Genomic DNA, 21,652 nt, shown 5'->3' with positions numbered 1-21,652 from the left:
GGCGGACAAGGCGCTCGCAATGACGCAGTATGGCACAGACTCGTCCTCCAAATGACGCTGTCATTCCCTGCGAAGGCGGGGAATCCGGTACGCCGCGGCCTCTCGGCTCAATCACAACCGCTTCTGGAATACTGGATCGTCCGGTCAAGCCGGACGATGACAGCGAGTGTGTAGATGCGGACACGCCCTCGCGTTCTCGCGGCGCAATTCGCCCGAGCTTTGCTTGATCACTCCGCCCTCTCATCCGAGAGGGCGCAGGGAAGGCCGGGTGCTGACCTCGCACCCGCGGTCCGCTGCGCGAATGTAGCGCAGTGAAAGAGCGCACAGCAGCATACAGGTGAAGCCCAACACACGGCCTTCCCTGCGCGATGGGTTGACGGCTTATGCCGTGCTCTCCCGGGAGCCGAATTCCTTCTGGCCTCCCTCGCCTCGCGAATTGACGATGTGGTTGATCCGGTTGGACGCTCCACATCTCCGCGACGGCTTGACCGTAGCAACGACGGCCGGGACCACACGGTTTTGCCGTACGCGCATTCGCCTGATGCCACAGGGTTTTCCCGCACTGTCGACCTTGCGGTAAAAATGTTGGCGAGACGAATTTCACAGCGCCGCTCGTCTGCACGCGGTTTCGGGCTCACAGGGACTACCCGCCCTGCCCGCACCCTCTCGTGCCGACGCTGCCGCGTCCACCGCGTCCCCGGCTAGCAATTCGTGACGACGTACGATCGCCCCTCAAGGATGAGCCGGGATGGACGACACATGCGCCATTTCCGAAATTCGGTAAAGCGGAATATCTTTTGGGGTGCTTGACAGCCGCCGCAGGTGTTTCGCCCGTCGGGCACCGCCCGGGTGACGGAATATCCGCCCGGCACCTTGTATGCATTATCCCAGTTGCCATTATCGAGCAGTTCGCTTTACATGCCCCCAACCCGCCCTCGGGCCACGGCCGGGGCGCAACAATCACATGACATTCCAGGGGACGAGACATGGCGCGTAACGTATTGATTCTGGGAGCCTCCTACGGCTCCCTGCTGGGCACCAAGCTGCTGATGGCCGGGCACAACGTGACCCTGGTCTGCCGCGCCAAGACCGCAGAGCTGATCAACCGCGACGGTACCGAGGTGCGCATCAAGCTGCGCGACGAGGCGGTGCACCGCGCGATCTTCTCGCGCGACCTGCCCGGCAAGCTCGACGCGGTGACACCGCAGAATGTCGACCTCTCGCGCTACGACATGGTCGGTCTGGCGATGCAGGAGCCGCAATACACCAACCACACGGTCCGCATGCTGATGGTCAAGATCGCCGCGGCAAAGCTGCCGTGCCTCTCGATCATGAACATGCCGCCGCTGCCCTATCTCAAGCGCATCCCCGCGCTCGCCGACATGGATCTCGAAGAGGCCTACACCAATGCGCAGGTGTGGGAGCGGTTCGAGCCGGGGCTGGTGACGCTGTGCTCGCCCGATCCGCAGGCCTTCCGTCCGCCGGAAGAGGCCGCCAACGTGCTGCATGTCGGCCTGCCCACGAATTTCAAGGCCTCGGTCTTCGCCGACGAGAAGCACAACAAGGTGCTGCGCGAACTCGAAGCCGACATCGACGCGGTGACGCTCGACGGCCACGATGTGCCGGTGAAGCTGAAAGTGTTCGATTCGCTGTTCGTGCCGCTGGCGAAATGGTCGATGCTGCTCACCGGCAATTACCGCTGCATCACGCCGAACGAGCCGCAGTCGATCCGCGACGCCGTGCACGGCGACCTGAAGCGCTCGCAGACGATCTACGACCATGTCGACGCCATCGCCCGCCGCCTCGGCGCCGATCCTGCGGACCAGGTGCCGTTTGCGAAATACGCCAAGGCCGCCGAAAGCCTGCTGAAGCCGTCGTCGGCGGCGCGGGCCGTAGCCGGCGGCGCGCCCTTCATCGAGCGCGTCGACCTTCTGGTGAAGCTGATCTCGCATCAGATCGGCGCGCCGAATGCCGAGATCGACCGCACGGTCGAGACCGTCGACCAGAAGCTCAACGAGAAGATCGTACAGGGCGGATCGGGCGCGCAGTGACGGTGTCAGGCGCGGCCGCGCTGCGCCTCACACGATCACCTGAGTAACGGGCCGGCGCAGGGATTTCGGCCGCTCCGGCCCGGCGCCGAAACGGATCACGAGATCGGGCAGGCGCGAACCGAGATCGAGATAGGCAGCAAGCTGGCGGCGAAGCTGCGGCACTTCGACCGGCTGATTGACGAAGGCATACTTCAGTCCGAGTGCGGTCGCCTGCAGCGCAAAGCGCTGGCAGGCGCGGCCCACCTCGACCCAATGCGCCGCGTCGTCATGCTCGGCAACGAACACCGCAAGACCCGCGGAGCTTTCGATGCAGGCGCGATACTTGTCGTTCTCGCCGCGTTCGGTGAACACGAAAGGCAGCAACGGCCGCGCCAGCCATCCCGGCAAGGCCGGATTGCCCGACGCGCGCGAGAACAGGCCGTCCATCGTCGCAACCGCCTCCCGCTCGCTGAAGCGCAGCCACACCTTGAGCTCGTCCATGAACCTGGCGTCACGCATCTGCGTCGTATTGCCCTCGACCACATAGTCCGTGACGGCTGCCATCTGCCCGCGATCGGTGATGAGGAGGATCGCGACGCCTTCCCCGCTGCCGGCCCGCCCGAGCTCGCGTAGCAGATCGGTCGAGACCGGCTTGCCGTCGTAGACCGCGCGCGTCGACTGACGGTGAGGGATCGCGGCCAGCAGGGGCGATCGCTCCGCCGAAACGTTCTCGAAATCGGCCATGATGGCGTTGGCTTCGAAGCGCAGCGTCGGCCGCAGCCCGAGGGCGAGGGCCGCATGCGTCAGGTTCTCGGCCGCACAACCAAGGCTGACGAAGACATGATGATCGTTCGGGTCGACCGCAGGACAGCGTCGCGAGACATCCGGCACGATGGCGATGCTCCGCGGCCCCACGGTGAAGCGCCAGGGCTGGGTATTGTGGCTGTTGGCGGCCAGCGTCGCATAGCGGACGATCTCACCGAGGCCCCCTTCGGCGCGCAACGGCGCCCAGGTCGCGCGCACCGCCTCCTCGTAGGTCATGGCCGCAGCGGCGCGCGACGGCTGCGGCCGCATCGCGGCCGCGCTGGCAACTCCCGCCATGAAACTCCGTCGGTCGACCATGCAAGTCCAATCCCCTGCCTCGGGGAAGATGCCGCGTGCAGGCATGCCCGACGTTGACGCCGCGCAAGCTCGGCCGGTATGGCGGGCAGGTCGGCGTCAATTCCTCTCAGGCGTTCCAGAAGGATTGAAGCCAGATCAAGCCGGTCACCGCGACGAGCGTGACCGCGCCGGTCCGCGTCACGAGATCGGGATATCCGAGGCGACGGGCACTGCGGCCGAGCGTTGCACCGAAGGCGAGCCACGCTGCTCCGGCCGTGACGATTTGAAAGGCGATCAGGGCAAGCCAAGGTGCGAGCTCGATCAACCCGGCCTGAAGCGGCAGGAGCAGGAAGGCGAAGACGATCGCCTTCGGATTCAGAAGCGTGGTGATCAGCACCTGACCGAACCTCACCGGCGCGCCGTCGCGAAGCTCGCGCCTGTTGACGCGCCAAAGCGTAGCCGCGAGGCACAGGATGTAGACGGTCACCGCCACGCGAAGCATGGCGGCTGCAATCGGGATGCTGCTCATGACGGGACCGAGCGCGATCCGGAGCAGGACAATCGCCAGCAGATAGCCGCACAGCTCGGCCACGAGCAAATGAAGCGAACGGAAGATGCCGATTCCGGCGCCCGACGTCGCAAGCAAGGTGTTCGTCGGCCCCGGCACCGCCAGCAGGAAATAGGCCGCCATCAGGAAGGTCGGAAAGTTCATGCATCCAGCTAGCAGGCCTTGGCCCTTGCGAGCTTGATCTGGGTCATTCTTGCCCCACCGATGCGCGTGGGCAACATGCAAGCCCCGAACCGGCCCGCACTTCTACGGCGTTCGAATCTCGGATGAAATCCGCCGTGGGCAACAGGCCGTGATTCGTCCTGTTTCGCTCGACGCATCCCGCTTCGATTGATAAGCCCCTTGCCGCGAATGACGGGACTTGAGTCGGGAACATGACGGTTGCAATCGAGATGGGGCTGACCACGGCGGGCGCCGCGGCGGCCATGGACCTCGAGGAACTGCTGGCGACCCGGCTCCTGGTCCAGGGCAATTCCGGCTCCGGCAAGTCGCATCTGCTGCGGCGCCTGCTGGAGCAGAGCGCGCCCTGGGTGCAACAGGCCATCATCGACCCCGAAGGCGATTTCGTCACGCTGGCCGAGCGCTTCGGCCATCTCGTGATCGAGGCCGAGGACCACACCGAGCGCGGCCTGCAAGTGGCCGGCGAGCGCGCGCGACTGCATCGGGTTTCCACCGTGCTCAATCTCGAAGGGCTGGATGCCGAGAACCAGATGCGGCGCGCGGCCGCCTTCCTCGGCGGAATGTTCGACGTGGAGCGCGACCATTGGTACCCGATGCTGGTGGTCGTCGACGAGGCGCAGCTGTTCGCGCCGGCGGTTGCAGGCGAAGTGTCGGACGAAGCGCGAAAACTCTCGCTCGGCGCCATGACCAATCTGATGTGCCGCGGCCGCAAACGCGGACTTGCCGGCATCATCGCGACGCAACGTTTGGCAAAGCTCGCCAAGAATGTCGCCGCCGAAGCCTCGAATTTCCTGATGGGCCGCACCTTCCTCGACATCGACATGGCGCGCGCCGCCGATCTGCTCGGCATGGAGCGGCGGCAGGCGGAAGCCTTTCGCGATCTCGAGCGCGGGCAATTCATGGCGCTGGGGCCTGCGCTGTCGCGTCGTCCGTTGCGGCTGAACATCGGCCCAACCGCGACGTCCCCGCGCAATTCGACGCCGCGGCTGATGCCGCTGCCGGAAGCGACGCTGGAGGATGCACGCGCGGTGATCCTGGCCGCGCCGCCGCCGGATGCCAGCCGGCCGCAGCGCCGGCCTGCGCCTGATCTGCTCGAGCAGCTCCGCGCGGCCAAGGCGGCAGCTCCCGAAATCAGCCCCGAGGTGGCCGAGGTCCCGGTCAGTGCCGAGGAGCTCGCGGAACGACGTGAGCGCGTGGATCGCACGTTGCGCGCCGTGCTGGCCGCGCCCGATGCCGGTTTCCGCGCCATCGGCGTGCTCTATCAGGAATTCGTGGTCCGCTGCCGGATCGAGGGCCTCGGCACCGCCGTGCCTGACCTCGGCGAATTCCGCCGCATGCTGACGCATGCGCGCGCCGGGCTCGGCACAGAGATCGCCGAGGACGACGCCTGGCAGGAAGTGACGCTGCGCGCCTCGATCCTGCCTGACGACATGCAGGGCGTGTTCATGATGATCGCGCGCGCCGCCAAGGAAGGCTGGCCCTGCCCCGGCGATGCCGCGATCGCGCGCGCCTATGGCTCGCACTCGCTGCGCCGGGCGCAGCGCCTGCTCGGCTACATGGAGGAGCAGGGCCTGATCGTGGTCCAGCTCGACGGCGGCGGACGCAGGTTCGTCACGCTGGTGGAACTGGCCTGGGCGACCGCGCCGGGCGATCCCAATGGCGACGATCAGCCGGCGGAGTCGATGCCGAGCGCGGCGTCGGCTTAAGTCACCAGATTCAGGGACACCTCGTCAATTACGCCGCCTCGGTCGCGTCCGGCAAACGGCGCGCCTCATCCACAAATACGCGGCGGTAAAGCACGCTTGAGACAAGCCAGGCGATCACGAACAGCGCGATCACGGCGAAGCCGACATGCGCGAGCGACTCGTTGAGGCTATCGACCAGCGCCCATACGCCGCCGGAAAGTCCCAGCCGATCGGAGATCAGGCCAAGCGCCTCGATGCCGCCGATCAACAGTGCGACCGCGACGGACGCGCCGGTAATGGTGAGGTTGTACCAAAGCTTGCGCATGGGATCGACGAAGGCCCAGCGATAGGCGCTCACCATCAGCGCGGAGTCGGCGCTATCGACCAGCGCCATGCCCGAGGCGAACAGCGCGGGGAAGACCAGGATATCGGCGAGCGATGCGCCGCGTGCGGCTTCCGTGGCGGAGATGCTGAGCAGGCCGATCTCGGTCGCGGTGTCGAAGCCGAGGCCGAACAAAAAGCCGAGCGGAAACATGTGCCAGGGCTTTGTCACCAGGCGGAACATCGGGCCGAGCAGCCGCGCGAGAAATCCGCGATGGGCGAGCAGAGCATCCAGCCCCGCGGCGTCGTGAACGCCATGCTCGCGCGCCGCGCGAAAGGTCCGCCAGAGACCAACGAAGATGGCAAGGTTGATCACCGCGATCACCAGCAGGAACAGCGCCGACACCGAGGTGCCGATCAGGCTGCCGATATCCTTCAGGAGGCTGTCGCCGCCAAGGCTGACCACGCCGAGCGCGAGCAGCACGGTCGCGACCACGACGACAGTGGAATGGCCAAGCGCGAAATAGAGACCGACGCTGCGCGGCGTATCGCCCGCCTGCATCAGCTTGCGCACGACATTGTCGATGGCGGCGATGTGGTCGGCGTCGACGGCGTGGCGCAGACCGAACACCCAGGCGAGCAGCGCGGTTGCCATCACCGCGGGCTGGTCACCGAACGCCGCAAAAGCCCAGGCCCATGCGGCGACATTGGCGGCGACGAGCCCGCCGAACAGCAGCACCATTCCGGGCTCGGCCGCCCGTACAGACCATCTCGTCAAGACACGCATTTCCGCCGCACGCCTATTGCGCCAACGGTATGATCTTTTCATAGGATGGTCATACTGACCAGCCCCGGCTGCTACCCGATGACCGCGTATGCGAATTTGCAGGAGGTCGCCATGCCCGGGCTTGTCCCGGGCATCCACGTTCTTGGAGCAACAAAGTAAGGCATGGATGGCCGGGTCAAGCCCACGGCTGTCCGGTTTAGGTTTGAGGAAGACCTAGGCACATCTGCCGCTGATCTTGGACGGTCGGCGGCGGGGCGAGCAAGTTGTCGATACGGCGGCGTTGCATGAGATTAGCGCGAACCAGCCTTGCGAAGACGAGCGGACTTCGAATGGCTTGCTGCGTGGCCTGAGCGAGGCGCAGCAGCAGGAAGGCGATCAGGGCAACGGCAATCTGGATTCGCACGGCGTTTTCTGAGGTGCCAACGAAGCGAGTGATCTTGAGGGTCTGCTTGACCCAGCGGAAGAACAGCTCGATGGCCCAGCGGCGGCGGTAAAGATCGGCGATGTCCTCGGCGCTGGCATCGAGATCGTTCGACAGCAGGCGCAGCACCTTTCCTGTCTCGGTGGTGATGCGCACCTCGCGCACCGCATCCTGCATCGGGTTGCGGCGGCATCTGGCTTGGCGTGCCGGGAGGAAGCCGATGCGATCGGACAGGATGTTGCTGCCCGGGGTGACCGGCAGCTCCTTGACCACATCGATCGGGGTGTTGGATTTGAACCGGCTGACAATGCGGCAGCCGACGGCATCAAGCTCGGCCCACCAGGCATAATCGTAATATCCGAGGTCGAAGACATAGGTCGCACCCGGCGTGATCGGCATCTGATGGGCTGCAGTGATGTCGTTGACGTTAGCAGCACTGACCGCGGCATAGATCGGACGATCGGCGTCGGCATCGTAGATCACGTGCACCTTGGCGCCGCAGACCCCGGACGAGAACCGGGCCCAGCCGGAGCTGTGCTCGTTCAAACGCACACTCGTGGAATCAATTAGATAGGTCGTCTCGGCGAGCTTGCGGCGCAGCCCGCGATGGGCCTGCTTCATCATGACTTCCAGCAGTTCGCCGAACACCGCAACAGGCCGCTTGGCATTGGCATCCGACATCGTCGACCGGCGGACCGGATCCGCGCCCAGATGATAGAGCCGGGCCGCGTGGCTCGAAAGCCCGGTCACGATCTCGCGCAAGCCCGAGGCGCCCGACAGCTGGCCGTAGAGCAGTGCCACAAACTGGCCCTTGGTCGAGAGCCGGCGAACCCGCGCGTCGGCATCATGATCGTCCACAAGCGCCTCGAACCGATGCCACGGCACAAGCTTCAGCAGATCGCGAAATACTGTATTGTGGTGCGGCATGGCGCTGATCTCCATTCGTGTCCCGGAACGCTTGCAGACGTCCAGGATCGAGTAGAATCAACGCCATGCGCTTCGTCCAATAAATTTAAACCGGACAGCCGTGGGTCAAGCCCGGCTATGATGGCTTAGATGCGTCCGAGCCTACGCCGCCTCGGAGCCACCGAGATAGGCATCGCGCACGCGGGGATCGTCTTTCAGCATCCGGGCCGGCCCCGACAGCACGATCCTGCCGGTCTGGAGCACATAGGCCTCGTGCGCGATCTCGAGCGCGAGACTGGCATTCTGCTCGACCATGAAGACCGAGACGCCCTCCTGGTTGATGGTGCGGATCAGCTCCAGCACGCGGTCGACATAGAGCGGCGACAGGCCCATGGTCGGCTCGTCCATCACGATCAACCTTGGCCGGCTCATCAGCGCGCGCGCCATCGCGACCATCTGCTGCTCGCCGCCGGAGAGCGAGCCGGCACGCTGCGACAGCCGCTGTCCGAGTTTTGGGAACAGCGTCAGCATCCTGTCGAGATCCTGCGCCACGGCGTCGCGGTCGTTGCGCACGAAGGCGCCCATCAGGATGTTCTCGCACACGCTCATGTCGGCGAACAACCGCCGCGCCTCGGGCACCGACGCGATGCCGCGGCGAACGATCTGCGGCGTGGTCAGCCCGATCAGCGAGGCACCGTCGAACATCACCTCGCCCGAACGCGGCTTCACCAGACCTAGAATGATCTTCATGGTCGTCGATTTGCCGCTGGCGTTGCCGCCGAGCAGGCAGACGATGTGGCCGCGGCCGACCGTGATCGACAGGTCGAAATGCACCTGCGCCTCGCCGTAGAATGTGTTGATGTCAGACAGCGTCAGCAGCGGTTCGGGTGTGCCCGTGGTCATGCCGCGCTCTCCTGCTCCGATGTCCCCGACAGACCGTGGCCCAGATAGGCCTCGATCACCTTGGGATCGTTGCGAACCGCCTCACCCGGTCCTTCCGCAATCTTCTTGCCTTCGTCCATGACGATGACGCGGTCGGAAAGGCGCATCACCATCTCCAGCTTGTGCTCGATCAGAAGGATAGTCAGTCCCTCCGCCTTCAGCTCGGCGACCAGCGCCTGCATCTCCGCGGTCTCGCTCGGGTTCATACCGGCGGTCGGCTCATCCAGCAGCAGCAGGCGTGGCTTCAGCGCCAGCGCGCGGGCGATCTCGACGCGACGGCGGTTGGCGTAGGACAGGCTGTAGGCGGGCTGGTCGATCCGCGGCAGCAGCCGCTCGCCGAAGCGGGAGAGAATGGCCTTCACCTCTTCGCGCAGCCGCTCTTCCTCGTCCCTGACGCTTGAAGGGCGCAGCAGCGCCAGGCCAAGCTCCAGAAGCGGTCCAATCACCGGCACCGCCGGCTTCACGGCGCGCAGGCGTGTGTGCGCGCCGATCAGGACGTTATCCATCACGCTGAGATTGCCGAAGACGCGACCAAGCTGGAACGTGCGCGCGATGCCTTGCGCGGCCAGCCGCTCCGGCGAGAGGCCGGTGATGTCGTGCCCCTCGAAGCTGACAGTGCCCGCATCCAGCCGGTCGAGTCCGGTGACGAGATTGAACAACGTCGTCTTGCCGGCGCCGTTCGGGCCGATGATGCTGACGAGCCCGCCTTTGGCGAGATCGAGATCGATGCCGTCGACGGCCGTCAGGCCGCCGAAGCGTCGCGTCAGCCCGCGCAGGGACAACAGCGGTGCATGCGCTTCCGCCATCAGATCGTCCCCAACAGGCCTTGCGGCCTGAATCGCACGAGCAGCAGCAGCACGATGCCGTAGATCAGGATGCGGTACTCCGCGGCGATCCGGAAGACTTCGGGCAAACCGACCAGCGCGACCGCGCCGACGATGGCGCCGACGACATTGCCGAGACCGCCAAGGATCACGACGGTCAACGCGAGGATGGACTGCTGCGTATTGAAGGTCTCGTGGTTGATGTAGGAATAGAGATGCGCGGCGATGCCGCCGCTGACGCCGGCGGCGAACCCGCCAAAGATGAAGGCGAGCGACTTGTAGCGGTTCAGGCTGAGTCCATAGGCGCGCGCGGCGATATCGTCGTCGCGGATGGCGCGAAAGCTGCGGCCAAGATGCGAGCCGAGCAGGCGCGCCTGGAGCAGCGCGAGCACGACCATCACGGCAAAGCTGAACCAGTATACCGAATTCGGGCTGATCAGATCGTAGCCGAACAGCGACAGAGGCGGGATGCCGGAAATGCCGATCGGACCACGTGTGACGCTTTCCCAGTTCAGGATCACCAGCGACACAATTTCGCCGATCGCGAGCGTCGCGATCGAGACATAGTGGCCGCGCAGCCGGAACGACGGCGAAATCAGGATCGTGCCGAGTGCGGCACTGATCAGGCCGCCGGCGACGATGGCGAGACCGACGGGAACGGAGAGCGTCAGCGACAGCAGCGCCGAGGTGTAGGCGCCGATCGCGAGCAGTGCGGCGTGTCCGAGCGAGACCTGACCGATCGTGCCCGCCACCAGCGTGAGGCTGAGCGCGAGCATGCCGAGCAGCCAGGCGTTGATCAGGGTCTGGAGAATGTAGAACGACACCGGAAGCAGCGGCAGGATCGCGAACGCAGCGACCGCGACAGCCAGGGCCCAGCGCGGAATACGCACGGGGCGGCTCGGCGCGATGAACGTGCCGGTGAGCGGCTCGGGCGGCGCCTGCCGGGCGCTTGCGAATAGGCCGTTCGGCCGCAGCACGAGAACGACGACCAGGAGCAGGAACGCGAACAGATTGCGGTAGCTGGTGCCGAACACGGCGACGCCGTAGCTCTCGACGAGGCCAAGCAGCAGGCTGCCGACGACAGCGCCCGGCACATTGCCGGCGCCGCCGACGACCTCCGCGACGACGCCTTTGAGCGTGGCCTGCAGGCTCATCGCGGTGTCGATCTGGTTGTAGTACATGCCGACCAGCAGGCCGGAGACGCCGCCGAGCGCCGCGGCAATGCCGAACACCGCCTGATTGACGCGGTTGACGTCGACGCCCATCTGCATCGCGGCGTCGCGATCCTGCGAGGCCGCACGCACCGCCCAGCCGAGCTTGCTATAGCGCAGGAACACGAACAGCAGCAGCGCGCTCGAGATGCCGACGCCGGCGATCAGGAGGTCAAGCGGACCGATCGTGCCGCCGCCGACCTGGAAGCGCACGTCCGGCAACTGGCTCGGCAGCGCGCGCGGATTGGGCGAGAAGGTCAGCATCACCAGCTGATCGAGCACGAAGCTGATGCCGATCGTCGCCAGCAGCGGCGCGATGCGCACCGAGTTCTGCAAGGGCCGCAGGCCGAACCGCTCGATGATCAGCCCCACCAGCGCCGTCACTACTGCGACGAAGATGATGGTGAGCGGCAGCGGGGTGTGCAGCTGCACCACCGCGACCCAGCCGATATAGGCGCCGACGAGATAGATCGAGCCTTGCGCAAAGTTGATCAGCCGGCTGACGCCGAAGATCAGCGCGAGCCCGACTGCAACGAGGGCATAGACGTTACCGACGATCAGCCCGTTGATGGTGTAGTCGAGCCAGGAAGACACGCAGGGTTCCTAATCAGGGGAGAAAGGCCGGCGCGAGTGCTCCGGCCATCATGTCAGGTCGGCTTGCCGTCCCAAAGCGCGAACTGGCCCTTGCGCACGACGAGCTCGGCGTTCATCGCGCCTTTGACGCGACGGGTGGCGACGTCGAACGTCGCGGTGCCGAAGATGACGCTCGGGACGTCCTTGACCCTGGCAAAGGCATCGCGGATCGCCTTGCGATCGGTGCCGCCGATCTTCACCACGGCCGCGGCCATGTTCATCGCGTCATAGGAATAAGCGTTGAAGGCATCGGGCTCGAGCCCGTTGTACTTCTTCTTGAAGCCGGCGATGAACTTCTGCACCTCGGGCCGCGGGTCTTCCGGGAAGTAGCGCGTGCCGACATGGACGTCCTCGACGGCATCGCCGCCGAGCTCGAGGAATTTCGGCGAATAGACCGAGCTCGCGGCGCAGATCACCTGCTTCAGCCCGACCTGCCGCGCCTGGCGCGCGATCAGCGCACCGTCCGAATAATAGGAGATCAGCACCAGCCCGTCCGGATTGGCATCGCGCACGCGCACCAGCGTGGAGCGGAAGTCGCGCTCCTCGGCGATATAACCTTCGGTGACGACGATCTCCGCGCCATATTCCTTGGCGGCGTTGTTGAAATAGTCGCGGCTGGTGCGGCCCCAATCGGTGTTGAGATGCAGCACCGCAAGCTTCTTCAGACCGAGGCTCTTCACCGCATATCGCGCCAGGAGCGGCTGCTCGTCGGCCTGGCTCACGGACGTGCTCCACATGAAGTCGCCGCCCTTGGTGAAATCGGGGTGCGAATTGGTGAAGCCGAACTGCACGAGGCCGCCGCGCTGGTAGATCGGCGAGGCCGCCATGGAGGCGGGGCTGGAGAAATCGCCGAGCTCCAGCACGATACGGGGATCGGACACGAACTTCTGCGCAATCGCCACCGACTGGCGCGGATCGCTCTGGCTGTCCTCGAAGGTATAGGCGAGCTTGCGGCCGTTGATGCCGCCGGCGGCCTGAATCTCGTCGAGCGCGAGATCAAAGCCCTGCTTCCATTGCGTGCCATATTGCGCGTTCGGCCCAGTGAGCGGACCGCTGACGCCGAGCAGGATCGGTTCGGCGTCCGCGAAGGCAGCGCGCGAAAACGCAGTTCCCGCGATTGCAGCGGAGAGCGAGCTCTTGATCAGGGTTCGGCGATTGATGTTGCTCATGCACGGCTCCATCCACTCAGGTGTTGAAAAGGATTACTTCGAGGGCTCACCGAGCGACAGCATCAGCCGGTTCGCCCAGTTGAAGAACGAGGCGCCGTTGATGACGTCGACGATCTCTGCATCGTCGAGGCCCGCGCGGCGCAACTCCGCGATGTTCTCGGGGCCGAACGCGACCGGCGTCGACGCCAGCGCCACCGACGCCTTGACCACTGCATTCCAGCGCTCACCGAGATCGGCGTTGACGCCCTCGTCGAGCAGCTTCTGTACGTCGTCACGGCGCTTGGAATAGGTGCTGGCGAAACGCGCATGCACCGAGGCGCAATAGATGCAGCCGTTGTAGCGCGAGGTCGCCGCCGCCGCGAGCTCGCGCTCGGCGCGCGGCAGGCCGTCGGCGACGTTGTAGAAGATGTCCTTGTCGGTCTTGGTGCGGGCTTCCAGCACCTCGGGATCGCGCACCAGCAGGCGGAAATATTCCGACTTGGCGCGGGCGCGATCGACCAGGCCGGCGAAATGCCGCTCGGTGAGTTCGGCCTCGGGCAGCGGCTCGATCCAGGAGACCCAGCCGAGCTCGTCCTGGGTGAATACGACCGGCGGATTGACAGCGGCGCTCATGATGCAGCCTCCTCTTATGCGTTTGCGGCGGCGAGCGTACGCAAGCCGCTAACGACCCGCACCTGAAACGACAGGAACGCGACGAGTTGGGAGAAGGTGACGATGCCGGTGTCAGACCAGCCGGCGGCCAGCAACGCCTTCATGTCGCCGGACGCCGCATCGCGCGGCCGGAACACCAGCAGATGCGCGTGCTCGAGCGCCGCGACGAGCCGGGCGCCGAGCGCCGACTTGCTCGCCGCATTCACGTGATAAATCAGCCCGGCCGTATTCTCGATCGACAGCGGGCCGGCCGGAAACGAGCCATACGGGCCCGAGGTCTTGCCGCGCGCGATCTCGGCGTCGATCGCTTCGAGCACGGCCGCGCCACCCGCACTCGCCGCAAGCTTGTCCCGGTAGAAGGAAGCAACGGGGGACTCGCCATGGAGCCCGGTGACAAAGGCCGCCACCGCGGCACGTTCGAGCAGCGAGAACTCCCCGGCGTCGATCGGCTCGAACAACGAAAGATAGCTTTTCTGCGCGTTCTCGCGTGCCTGCAGGCGCCGTGCGCGAATGGCGTCGAGCGCTGATCCCGGTTCGATTCCGACAAGCATGTCGATGATATCCGTCGATGCCATCATTTAGCCTCGTGCAACGCGTTCACATTCATGGCAATTAGCCCGCTAGCGCCACGTCAGGCGCCGTCCGGGTCCAGCCCAGCGCCGGCGCGACCTTTTCAGCCACCAGCTCGATCGAGCGCAGGACATAAGGGTGTGGCGCATCGACGGAGTGGACCTGGAAGACCAGATCGGTCACCCGCTCCAGCGTCGCATCTGATCGCAGCGAGGCGATCACCTCGTCAGTGCCGCCGACATGGGTGTCGAACGCCGCGATCATCTCTTCCGGCGTTTCGCCCGGAGGAAGGTGACCGCCTTTCATGAATTGCGGCAGCGCGCGGCGCAGGCCGATATCGGCGAGCCGCATCGCCTCGCGATGATCGTCGGCGGCGAACACGCTGCGCGAGGCCATGATGCGCGGCTCGGCGCCCGGCGGCAGCGCTGCGAGATAGGCATCGATGATCGGATTCTGGATCTCGGCGAGCGTGGCGCTTGGCGCGTCCTTGTCTCGCGGCTGGGTGCGCGACAGCAGCAGGCCGTCGCCGGCCTTGCCGGCACGCGCGCCACCCGCCACGGAAAAGGTCGCCTGCCAGATGCGCTTGTCCAGTTGCGGCCGCTGCGGATAGAGCGTGTCGCCGCCATCGAGCGGCTTGCCGGTCAGCGCCTTGCGGACCACCTCGAGGTTGCGCGCAAAGATCTCATTACGCTGGGCGCCGTCGAGGCCAAAGGCGGCAAAGGCGGACGGGTTGCCGCCGGTGCCGACGCCGAGTTCGAACCGGCCGTTGCAGAGCAGGTCGAGCACCGCGGCGTCCTCCGCCACCCTCACCGCGCTCTCCAGCGGCAGGGTGACAATGCCGGTGCCGAGGCGGATGCGCGAGGTCTGCGCTGCGACATAGCCGAGGAAAGTGAAGGGCGACGGCAGCCCGCCCTCGCGCTCGTGAAAATGGTGCTGCGCGATCCACGCGGAATCGAGCCCCGCCTTCTCGGCGCGCACGATCTGCTCGGCGGCGAAGCGATAGCGCTCCGCCGGCGGCGCCTCATCGAGCAGCCGCGTGAAAAATCCCAGGCGTTTCAGGTTTGCAAAGCGTTTCATACGACCCCTGTCGGGCGAGGATGGCCAGCCGATGATGTCGGTTGCTGCGGCCGGAGACAAGCGGGCAATGTGCAAGGCTTGCCCGCCGGGATCGCGCCCCTCGCGCCGGGCTCCGGCTAGGCAGAGTGCCTACCAGCTCGGCAGCACCGCTCCCTTGAACTTGGTGAGGACGAACTCCTTCACCTCGGGCGTGTGATAGCTGTCGACGAGAATCTTGACCCAGGGCTTGTCCTTGTCGGCGGTGCGCACCGCAATCAGGTTGACGTAGGGGCCCTTGGGGTCCTCGCGCAGGATCGGATCCTTGACGGGATCGAGGCCCGCCTGGGTTGCATAATTGGTGTTGATCGCGGCGGCGTCGACGTCATCGAGCGCGCGCGGCGCCTGCGCGGCATCGACCTCGACGAATTTCAGCTTCTTGGGATTCTCGGTGATGTCGAGCACCGTCGGCTTGAAGCCGGCGCCGTCCTTCAGCTTGATCACGCCCTTGTCGCGCAACAGCAGCAGCACGCGGCCGCCATTGGTCGGATCGTTAGGGATCGAGATCTTGCCGCTGTCGGGAATGTCGGCGAAGGCCTTGTGCTTCTTCGAATAGACGCCGATCGGGAAGTTCACGGTGAGACCGACCGACTCGATCTTGTAGCCGCGGTCGGCCTTCTGGTTGTCCAGGTAAGGCTGGTTCTGGAACGAATTGGCCTGGATGTCGCCGGCATCGAGCGCTGCGTTCGGCACCACATAGTCGGAGAACTCGATGAGCTGGATGTCGAGCCCCTGCTTGGCAGCGACCGGCTTCACCGCCTCGAAAATCTGCGCATGCGGCCCCGGCGTCACGCCGATCTTGATGGTCTCGGCGCCAGCTGCGGCCGACCATGCGGCGAGCGCGGTTGCGAGGATCAGGGCGGGGCGAAGCGACATCTTGGTCTCCATGACTCAACGAAAATGATGAGGATCGTATTCGCTTCTCCGTGAGGCGAAATCAATAAAAAGGAAATCCATATTGATTGCCTGTGAGGGGGAACATTTCTTCATTCGGGAGAGAACATGAAACGAATTCGCAACGGACGGCAAGCGTGAGGGGCGTCACGGCGAAGCCGGACCCAGCGAGCGAAACTGACGGCGCAATCAGGCAAGAACCGAGACAGGAACCCAGCCATGACCGCCAGTCCCGCCCCGGAACTCACCAACCGGGATCACCTCGAATGTTTTGCGCTCTATGCCCTGCTCCAGGGCGTGCCATTCTATTCCGCCGTCGCATTGACGATGAAGCTGATCAACGGGTCCGAGTTCATTGGCGAGCCCTTCGGGGCTGCAAACTTCATTGCGATGGCGTCGACCCTCCACGCGCTGGCAACGCCGTGGCTAGGGCCGAAGTTTCCGCGTTTTTTCAGACACTGTTTTGAGCCGCTGTTCGCCGATCCGGTGCTGTCCTTCTCAGAAAAGGTCACGCGCTGGCTGGCGCAGCCGGGCACGTCGCTCAAGTTGCTGAGTAATCTGCTGCTGCTGTCGGCGCTGGCCGTCGGCGTCGCCGGTATGCAGTGAGCCTGCTTAGTCGGTCCGCCAGGTCGCGGGCGACAGCATGATCAGCACGCAGATCGCGGCATAGGCGGCGAGCGACGCCGTGACCATGGCGGCAAGCCCGGCCATTCCCGCGCCGAAATACGCCACAGCAATCCAGCCGCCGCCGGCCGCGATCAGGATGCGCGCGACCGAGGACAAGAGCGGGCCCAGCGCCCGGCCTGTGCCCTGCGCCGCGAACGACGAGACGAAGCCAAAGCCGAGCGCGGCATAGGCGGGCGCGACGATGTGCATATAGGTCACGCCCTCATTCACGACGTCGGCGTCGTGGCTGAAGAGATGCAGCCAGGCGGTCGGAGCGATCGCGACCAGGAGGCCGATCGAGCCGGTCATGATCATGCCGGCGGCGCCGCTGACCCAACCGATCCTTCGCGCCCGTGCGGCCTGGCCCGCGCCCATATTGACGCCGACCATGGTCAGCGTCGCCGTGCTGATGCCGAACAGCAGCGGGATCATGATGTAGTCGAGTCGCGAGGCGATGCCGTAACCGGCGAGGGCCGAGGTGCCGAACAGGCCGACCGCGCCGGTGACGAGAATGACGGTGAGGTTGGTGAGCACGGCGTTGAAGGCGGTGGGAATGCCGACCTTCAACATGTCGCCGAAGATTTTTACGCGCAATGGCACGATGTGCAGCCTCAGACCGGATGCCCCCGAGGACATGTAGCGCAACAGGAACAGCATCGCCGCGCTGTAATAGAGGCCGAAGGCGACGCCGGCGCCGCCGATGCCGAGGCCTGGCACGGGTCCGTAACCGAAGATCAGCAGCGGCGAAACCGGGATGGTCACGATGGCGCCGATCAGGGTCACCAGCGCCGGCACTTTGACGTTGCCGGAGCCGCGCAGCGCGGCGGCCTGGAGGTTGACGATCCACGCCGGAATCGCGCCTGCGAAGAGGGAGTTGGAATAGATGGTGGCAGCTTCGAGCGCGCCGTCGCGGCCGCCGAGCGCGCGGAACAGCGCCGGACCGCCGAGATGCGCCCCCAGCGTGAACAGCGCGCCTGCGATGATCGCCAGCACGATGGCATGGAACAGCGCCGCATCCGCATCTTCGCGGCGGCCGGCGCCGACCGCACGCGCCACCGACGAGGCGACGCCGGAGCCGAACCCACCATTCGACATCATGGTCATCAGCATGAAGATCGGGAATACCAGTGCCGCGCCCGCCAGCGCATCGGTACCGAGATAGCCGACATAATAGGCCTCCGCGATGTTGACCGCGGTCTGCGCCACCAGCACGGTCACCGTCGGCAGCGCGAGCTGGAGCAAGGTCGGCAGGATCGGTGCGGTCAGGAGCGCGGCGCGGTGCCGGTCGGCCGGGGTCGGTGCAGGACGAGGCGCCGCCGCGCTGCGCGCAGCGGCCTCGATGACGGACAAGGGCGGCGCGGCAACGTCCTCAACTGACATTTGTTGGTGTCCCGTTGGTTATCGTGACTGCTGAGGATCCGGCAGCAATTGCATTATGCTCATAATTCATTATTATGATCGTAATGCAATGGCAAATCGATCACGATCCCGTGGCGATGCCTTTTCCAGGCCGGGCATCGGGAAGGAGTTGAGGCCCATGCGCTACGACAAGGGACACAAGCACGAGACGCGCCGGCACATCCTCGATGTCGCCTCAGCCCAATTCCGCGAGAGCGGAATAGCGGCGGTCGGCCTCGCCGGCATCATGTCGGGGGCGGGCCTCACCAACGGCGCCTTCTACTCGCACTTCGCCTCCAAGGAAGACCTCGTGCGGGAGGTGCTGACCGACGCGCTCACAAGACGCGAGGAGCGGCACAAGGCCAATCTGGAGAACGGCGTCGCGCTCGAGACCACGATCCGCGACTACCTTTCGGCACGGCATCGCGACCGCGCCGGCACCGGCTGTCCGACCGCGGCGCTGGCCGCCGAGATCGCGCGGCATCCGAAGGCGACGCGCGAAGCCTTCACCGACAAGATCGCCGACATCATCGTGCTGATGGCGAAGCAGATCGGTCACGGCTCCGCGCAAGAGCGGCGGCGCAAGGCGATCACGATTTATTCGACCATGGTCGGCGCTTTGCAATTGGCCCGCGCGGTCAGTGACAGGCAACTGTCCGACGAGATCCTGCAGAATGCCGTGGAAGCGGCGGTGGCAATCGCGAACGAACGCTGAACCATTCGGCGATCCGGCCGCCATCTGTGGCGGTTTAGAGGCGGCTGAAATGATTCTCTGGCCGCTGCAACACAGCGAAACTTGATGTGCCCGGAGCAGCCAGGTTAGCGTCTGCGCGCGGCCTTACAACTTCCCCAAGTTCACTGAGTTCGCACTGGACCGTCGCCTGAATCTGCTGTCAGGCGACGGTCCAGATTTCACTTCCGCAAAGCGGCAAGCTTGCGCCTGCGATCGTTACGCCGGATCGAACGCCCGGATCGGCGGCAGATTGCCGGTGAACTTCTCGACCTCCACGGTCGTGAGCTGGCCGGTGCAGCCTTGCGCGAAAGACGAAGTGCCGACGTCGCGCGTGAGCACGTTGGGATTGCCGTGAACGCAGAGCGGCTCGTCGTCGTCCGGATCCATCGGATCGTACCAGGCGCCGGTCGGCAGCTGCACCACACCGGGCGCGATGCTGTCGGTGACGTGCACCGCGGCAAGGCAGGCGCCGCGTTCGTTGAACAGGCGGATGATGTCGCCATCCGCAATGCCGCGCGCGCTCGCATCGCGCGGATGCATGCGCGCGACCTCGCGGCCGCGATGTTTGGCGCCAAGTGAATGACCGCCGAAGTCGAGCTGGCTGTGCAGCCGCGTTACCGGCTGGTTGGCGACGAGGAAACACGGCGCGCCGGGCTTCGGCATATCGCTCTTCTCGAGCCAGACCGGATGACCCGGACAATCCACATCGCCGTGGCCGGCAATCTTCGCCGAGTAGATTTCGATGCGTCCGCTGGGCGTCGGCAGCGGGTGTGCGACCGGGTCCTCGCGAAAGCTGCGCAACCGGCCGCCATCGTCGGGCTGCTGCGGCACGACCAGGCTGCCGCGCCGCCAGAACTCCTCGAAGCTCGGGGCCTCCAGGCCGCGCTTGGCGAGCGAGGCGCGGGTCGGCTCGTAGAGATGCTCCAGCCATTGCCGCGAGGTGCGTCCTTCCGTGAAGGGCTCGCGCGCACCGAGACGATCGGCGAGACCGGCAAAGATCTCGTAGTCGTCGCGCGCCAGCCCGAACGGCTCGGCGATGCGATGCATCGCGACCATCAAGGGATCGTTGCTGGAATAGCCGATATCTTCGCGTTCCAGCGTCATGGTCGAGGGCAGCACGATGTCGGCGTGGCGCGCGGTTGCTGTCCAGGCGAGCTCGTGCACGACCAGCGTGTCGACCTTCGCGAACGCCTTGCGCAGGCGGTTGATGTCCTGGTGATGATGGAACGGATTGCCGCCCGCCCAATAGACCAAGCGGATGTCCGGATAGGTGCGCGTCTCGCCGTTGTAGCGATAGGTGCTGCCGGGATTGAACAGCATGTCGGCGATGCGCGCCACCGGAATGAAATCACGGACGCCGTTGCGTCCCTGCCCCAGTGTCGGCCCCGGCACGTCGTTGACGCGGCGGCCGTAATAGCCGATTGCGCCGAGGGAATAGGCGTAGCCGCCGCCGGGAAGACCGATCTGGCCCAGCGCTGCCGCCAGCACCATGCCCATCCACACCGGCTGCTCGCCATGCTCGGCGCGCTGCAGTGAATGCGAGACGGTGATGAGCGCGCGCCTGCCGACCAGGCGCCGCGCCAGCGTACGGATCGCATCAGCATCGACGCCGCAGATCGCAGCGGCCCACGCGGCATCCTTGGCCTGCCCGTCGCTCTCACCGGTGAGATAGCGCAAGAACACCGGCCATCCCTCGGTGTAGCGATCGAGGAAGGCCTGATCGTGCAGGCCTTCGCTGACCAGCGTGTGGACCATGCCGAGCATCAGCGCGGTGTCGGTGCCGGGGATGCACGTCATCCATTCCGCGCCGGCCTCGACCGGCAGGTCCTCGCGCAGCGGGCTCATCAGGATGAACTCGCAGCCGCGCCGGCGTGCCGCCGCCATGGCACCTCGCTCGACATGCTTGCTGATCGAGCCGCCCGCCACCATCGAGTTCTTCAGCGCCATGCCGCCGAAGGCGAGCACGATCTCGGTCTCGGTGGCGATCTGCTCCCAGGTGACGTTGCGCTTGGTGATGTCCTCGTAGCCCGCCATGATCTGCGGCAACAGCACCGAGGACGCGCCGGAGGAATAGGAATTCACCGAGCGGACATAGCCGCCCATGGCGATGTTGAGGAAACGGTGCACCTGGCTCTGCGCGTGATGAAAACGGCCCGCGCTCGCCCAGCCATAGGAGCCGCCGAACACGGCCCCGGGGCCACGCGTGTCGCGGATGCGCGTCAGCTCGTCACCGAGCAAGTCGAGCGCCTTCTCCCAGCTGACCGAGACGAATTCGTCGCGGCCGCGCTTGTCATCGGGACCGGGACCGCGTTCGAGCCAGCCACGGCGGATCGCCGGCTGGGCGATGCGCGCCTGGTGGCGTAACGCGCCGGGAAAATTATCGATGATGCCGTTCGGATCGGGATCGCCGGCATAGGCCCTCACCTCCAGACCGGTGTCGCTGTTGCGTGCGGAAAACACGCCCCAATGCGAGGTGTGCGGCTTGAATCCATCAGACAAATCGAGACCCGGATCGGGGAAACCAATCGTATCGTCCATCGCGTCGCCCTCATCGCGGAACGCCGTACAGGCGGCTCCGGTCGCAATCGTCGCGCCAATATAAAGAGGCGGCCTCGTGAAGGGCAACGGATTACCGATGGCTGGAACCGAGCGCATGGCGGCATCCCGCGCCGTGCAGTCCTTGAGGGCGGAGTTCAAGCCTCGTCGTTGCGTTCCAATGACCCGTCATCCCTGCGCAACGGCTAGGCCGTTGCGCAGGGATGACGGGGACGGAGTTGCGCTCGTTGTCCTTCATCCGCCATTTCGCCGCAGGGCCCTCCGCCTTTGTCGGCATTGCCGCCTAGTCTCCG

At 65.5% G+C, this 21,652-nt stretch carries 18 protein-coding genes; 4 read left to right on the top strand and 14 right to left on the bottom strand.

Annotated elements, in window-relative coordinates; genetic code table 11:
• The first annotated feature begins 986 nt into the window (after positions 1 to 986).
• A complete protein-coding gene (locus tag ACWAT4_RS09240; protein ID WP_212303840.1) occupies positions 987 to 2,051 on the top strand; it encodes a ketopantoate reductase family protein in 1,065 nt (354 codons plus the stop codon).
• 27 nt (positions 2,052 to 2,078) lie between these two features.
• Here the strand turns inward: ACWAT4_RS09240 and ACWAT4_RS09235 are convergent, their stop codons facing one another.
• Together ACWAT4_RS09235 and ACWAT4_RS09230 are read right to left on the bottom strand one after the other, a co-directional pair.
• Positions 2,079 to 3,152 carry an Acg family FMN-binding oxidoreductase gene (locus ACWAT4_RS09235; RefSeq protein WP_449730409.1) on the bottom strand — a complete coding sequence of 358 codons (1,074 nt, stop codon included), beginning with the start codon at positions 3,150 to 3,152 and terminating at the stop codon, positions 2,079 to 2,081.
• Between the two features lie 106 nt (positions 3,153 to 3,258).
• A complete protein-coding gene (locus ACWAT4_RS09230) occupies positions 3,259 to 3,843 on the bottom strand; it encodes a LysE family translocator (protein ID WP_212303839.1) in 585 nt (194 codons plus the stop codon).
• A 230-nt stretch (positions 3,844 to 4,073) separates the two neighbouring features.
• On the opposite strand from ACWAT4_RS09230, the gene ACWAT4_RS09225 reads away from it, so the two are divergent.
• A complete protein-coding gene (locus ACWAT4_RS09225; RefSeq protein ID WP_212447171.1) occupies positions 4,074 to 5,585 on the top strand; it encodes an ATP-binding protein in 1,512 nt (503 codons plus the stop codon).
• A gap of 28 nt (positions 5,586 to 5,613) precedes the next feature.
• Here the strand turns inward: ACWAT4_RS09225 and ACWAT4_RS09220 are convergent, their stop codons facing one another.
• The 10 genes from ACWAT4_RS09220 to ACWAT4_RS09175 all read right to left on the bottom strand — a co-directional run bounded on the left by ACWAT4_RS09220 (position 5,614) and on the right by ACWAT4_RS09175 (position 16,000).
• Positions 5,614 to 6,672: a HoxN/HupN/NixA family nickel/cobalt transporter gene (locus tag ACWAT4_RS09220; protein WP_249149553.1), complete on the bottom strand. Its 1,059-nt coding sequence runs from the start codon at positions 6,670 to 6,672 to the stop codon at positions 5,614 to 5,616.
• A gap of 196 nt (positions 6,673 to 6,868) precedes the next feature.
• On the bottom strand, positions 6,869 to 8,020 hold the full coding sequence (locus tag ACWAT4_RS09215) for an IS4 family transposase (protein WP_449730408.1): 1,152 nt from the start codon (positions 8,018 to 8,020) through the stop codon (positions 6,869 to 6,871).
• A gap of 141 nt (positions 8,021 to 8,161) precedes the next feature.
• On the bottom strand, positions 8,162 to 8,902 hold the full coding sequence (locus tag ACWAT4_RS09210) for an ABC transporter ATP-binding protein (RefSeq protein ID WP_449730407.1): 741 nt from the start codon (positions 8,900 to 8,902) through the stop codon (positions 8,162 to 8,164).
• Positions 8,899 to 9,747: an ABC transporter ATP-binding protein gene (locus tag ACWAT4_RS09205; protein ID WP_212446836.1), complete on the bottom strand. Its 849-nt coding sequence runs from the start codon at positions 9,745 to 9,747 to the stop codon at positions 8,899 to 8,901. Before ACWAT4_RS09205 ends, ACWAT4_RS09210 begins: the two co-directional genes overlap by 4 nt.
• A complete protein-coding gene (locus ACWAT4_RS09200) occupies positions 9,747 to 11,570 on the bottom strand; it encodes an ABC transporter permease (protein ID WP_212446835.1) in 1,824 nt (607 codons plus the stop codon). Before ACWAT4_RS09200 ends, ACWAT4_RS09205 begins: the two co-directional genes overlap by 1 nt.
• 53 nt (positions 11,571 to 11,623) lie before the next feature.
• On the bottom strand, positions 11,624 to 12,778 hold the full coding sequence (locus ACWAT4_RS09195; protein WP_212427246.1) for an ABC transporter substrate-binding protein: 1,155 nt from the start codon (positions 12,776 to 12,778) through the stop codon (positions 11,624 to 11,626).
• A 33-nt stretch (positions 12,779 to 12,811) separates the two neighbouring features.
• A complete protein-coding gene (locus ACWAT4_RS09190; RefSeq protein WP_212303833.1) occupies positions 12,812 to 13,390 on the bottom strand; it encodes an alkylhydroperoxidase domain protein in 579 nt (192 codons plus the stop codon).
• Between the two features lie 14 nt (positions 13,391 to 13,404).
• A complete protein-coding gene (locus ACWAT4_RS09185; protein ID WP_212303841.1) occupies positions 13,405 to 14,004 on the bottom strand; it encodes a CMD domain protein in 600 nt (199 codons plus the stop codon).
• 37 nt (positions 14,005 to 14,041) lie between these two features.
• A complete protein-coding gene (locus tag ACWAT4_RS09180) occupies positions 14,042 to 15,076 on the bottom strand; it encodes a putative FMN-dependent luciferase-like monooxygenase (RefSeq protein ID WP_212303832.1) in 1,035 nt (344 codons plus the stop codon).
• Between the two features lie 129 nt (positions 15,077 to 15,205).
• On the bottom strand, positions 15,206 to 16,000 hold the full coding sequence (locus ACWAT4_RS09175; protein ID WP_212303831.1) for a MetQ/NlpA family ABC transporter substrate-binding protein: 795 nt from the start codon (positions 15,998 to 16,000) through the stop codon (positions 15,206 to 15,208).
• A 225-nt stretch (positions 16,001 to 16,225) separates the two neighbouring features.
• Between ACWAT4_RS09175 and ACWAT4_RS09170 the strand changes: the two genes are divergently transcribed.
• Positions 16,226 to 16,612: a hypothetical protein gene (locus ACWAT4_RS09170; protein ID WP_212446833.1), complete on the top strand. Its 387-nt coding sequence runs from the start codon at positions 16,226 to 16,228 to the stop codon at positions 16,610 to 16,612.
• A gap of 6 nt (positions 16,613 to 16,618) precedes the next feature.
• Here the strand turns inward: ACWAT4_RS09170 and ACWAT4_RS09165 are convergent, their stop codons facing one another.
• A complete protein-coding gene (locus tag ACWAT4_RS09165) occupies positions 16,619 to 18,052 on the bottom strand; it encodes an MATE family efflux transporter (protein WP_212446832.1) in 1,434 nt (477 codons plus the stop codon).
• A 157-nt stretch (positions 18,053 to 18,209) separates the two neighbouring features.
• Here ACWAT4_RS09165 and ACWAT4_RS09160 point away from each other — a divergent pair, with 157 nt between their 5' ends.
• On the top strand, positions 18,210 to 18,785 hold the full coding sequence (locus tag ACWAT4_RS09160) for a TetR family transcriptional regulator (RefSeq protein ID WP_212446831.1): 576 nt from the start codon (positions 18,210 to 18,212) through the stop codon (positions 18,783 to 18,785).
• 234 nt (positions 18,786 to 19,019) lie between these two features.
• Here ACWAT4_RS09160 and ACWAT4_RS09155 read toward each other — a convergent pair whose 3' ends face one another.
• Positions 19,020 to 21,341, bottom strand: a complete 2,322-nt coding sequence (locus tag ACWAT4_RS09155; protein WP_449731188.1) for a molybdopterin guanine dinucleotide-containing S/N-oxide reductase — start codon at positions 21,339 to 21,341, stop codon at positions 19,020 to 19,022.
• Between the last annotated feature and the right edge of the window lie 311 nt (positions 21,342 to 21,652).

Source organism: Bradyrhizobium sp. T-1 (assembly GCF_053592855.1).
The sequence above is the reverse complement of the archived record's forward strand: the minus strand, read 5'-3'. Positions and strand labels throughout refer to the sequence as shown.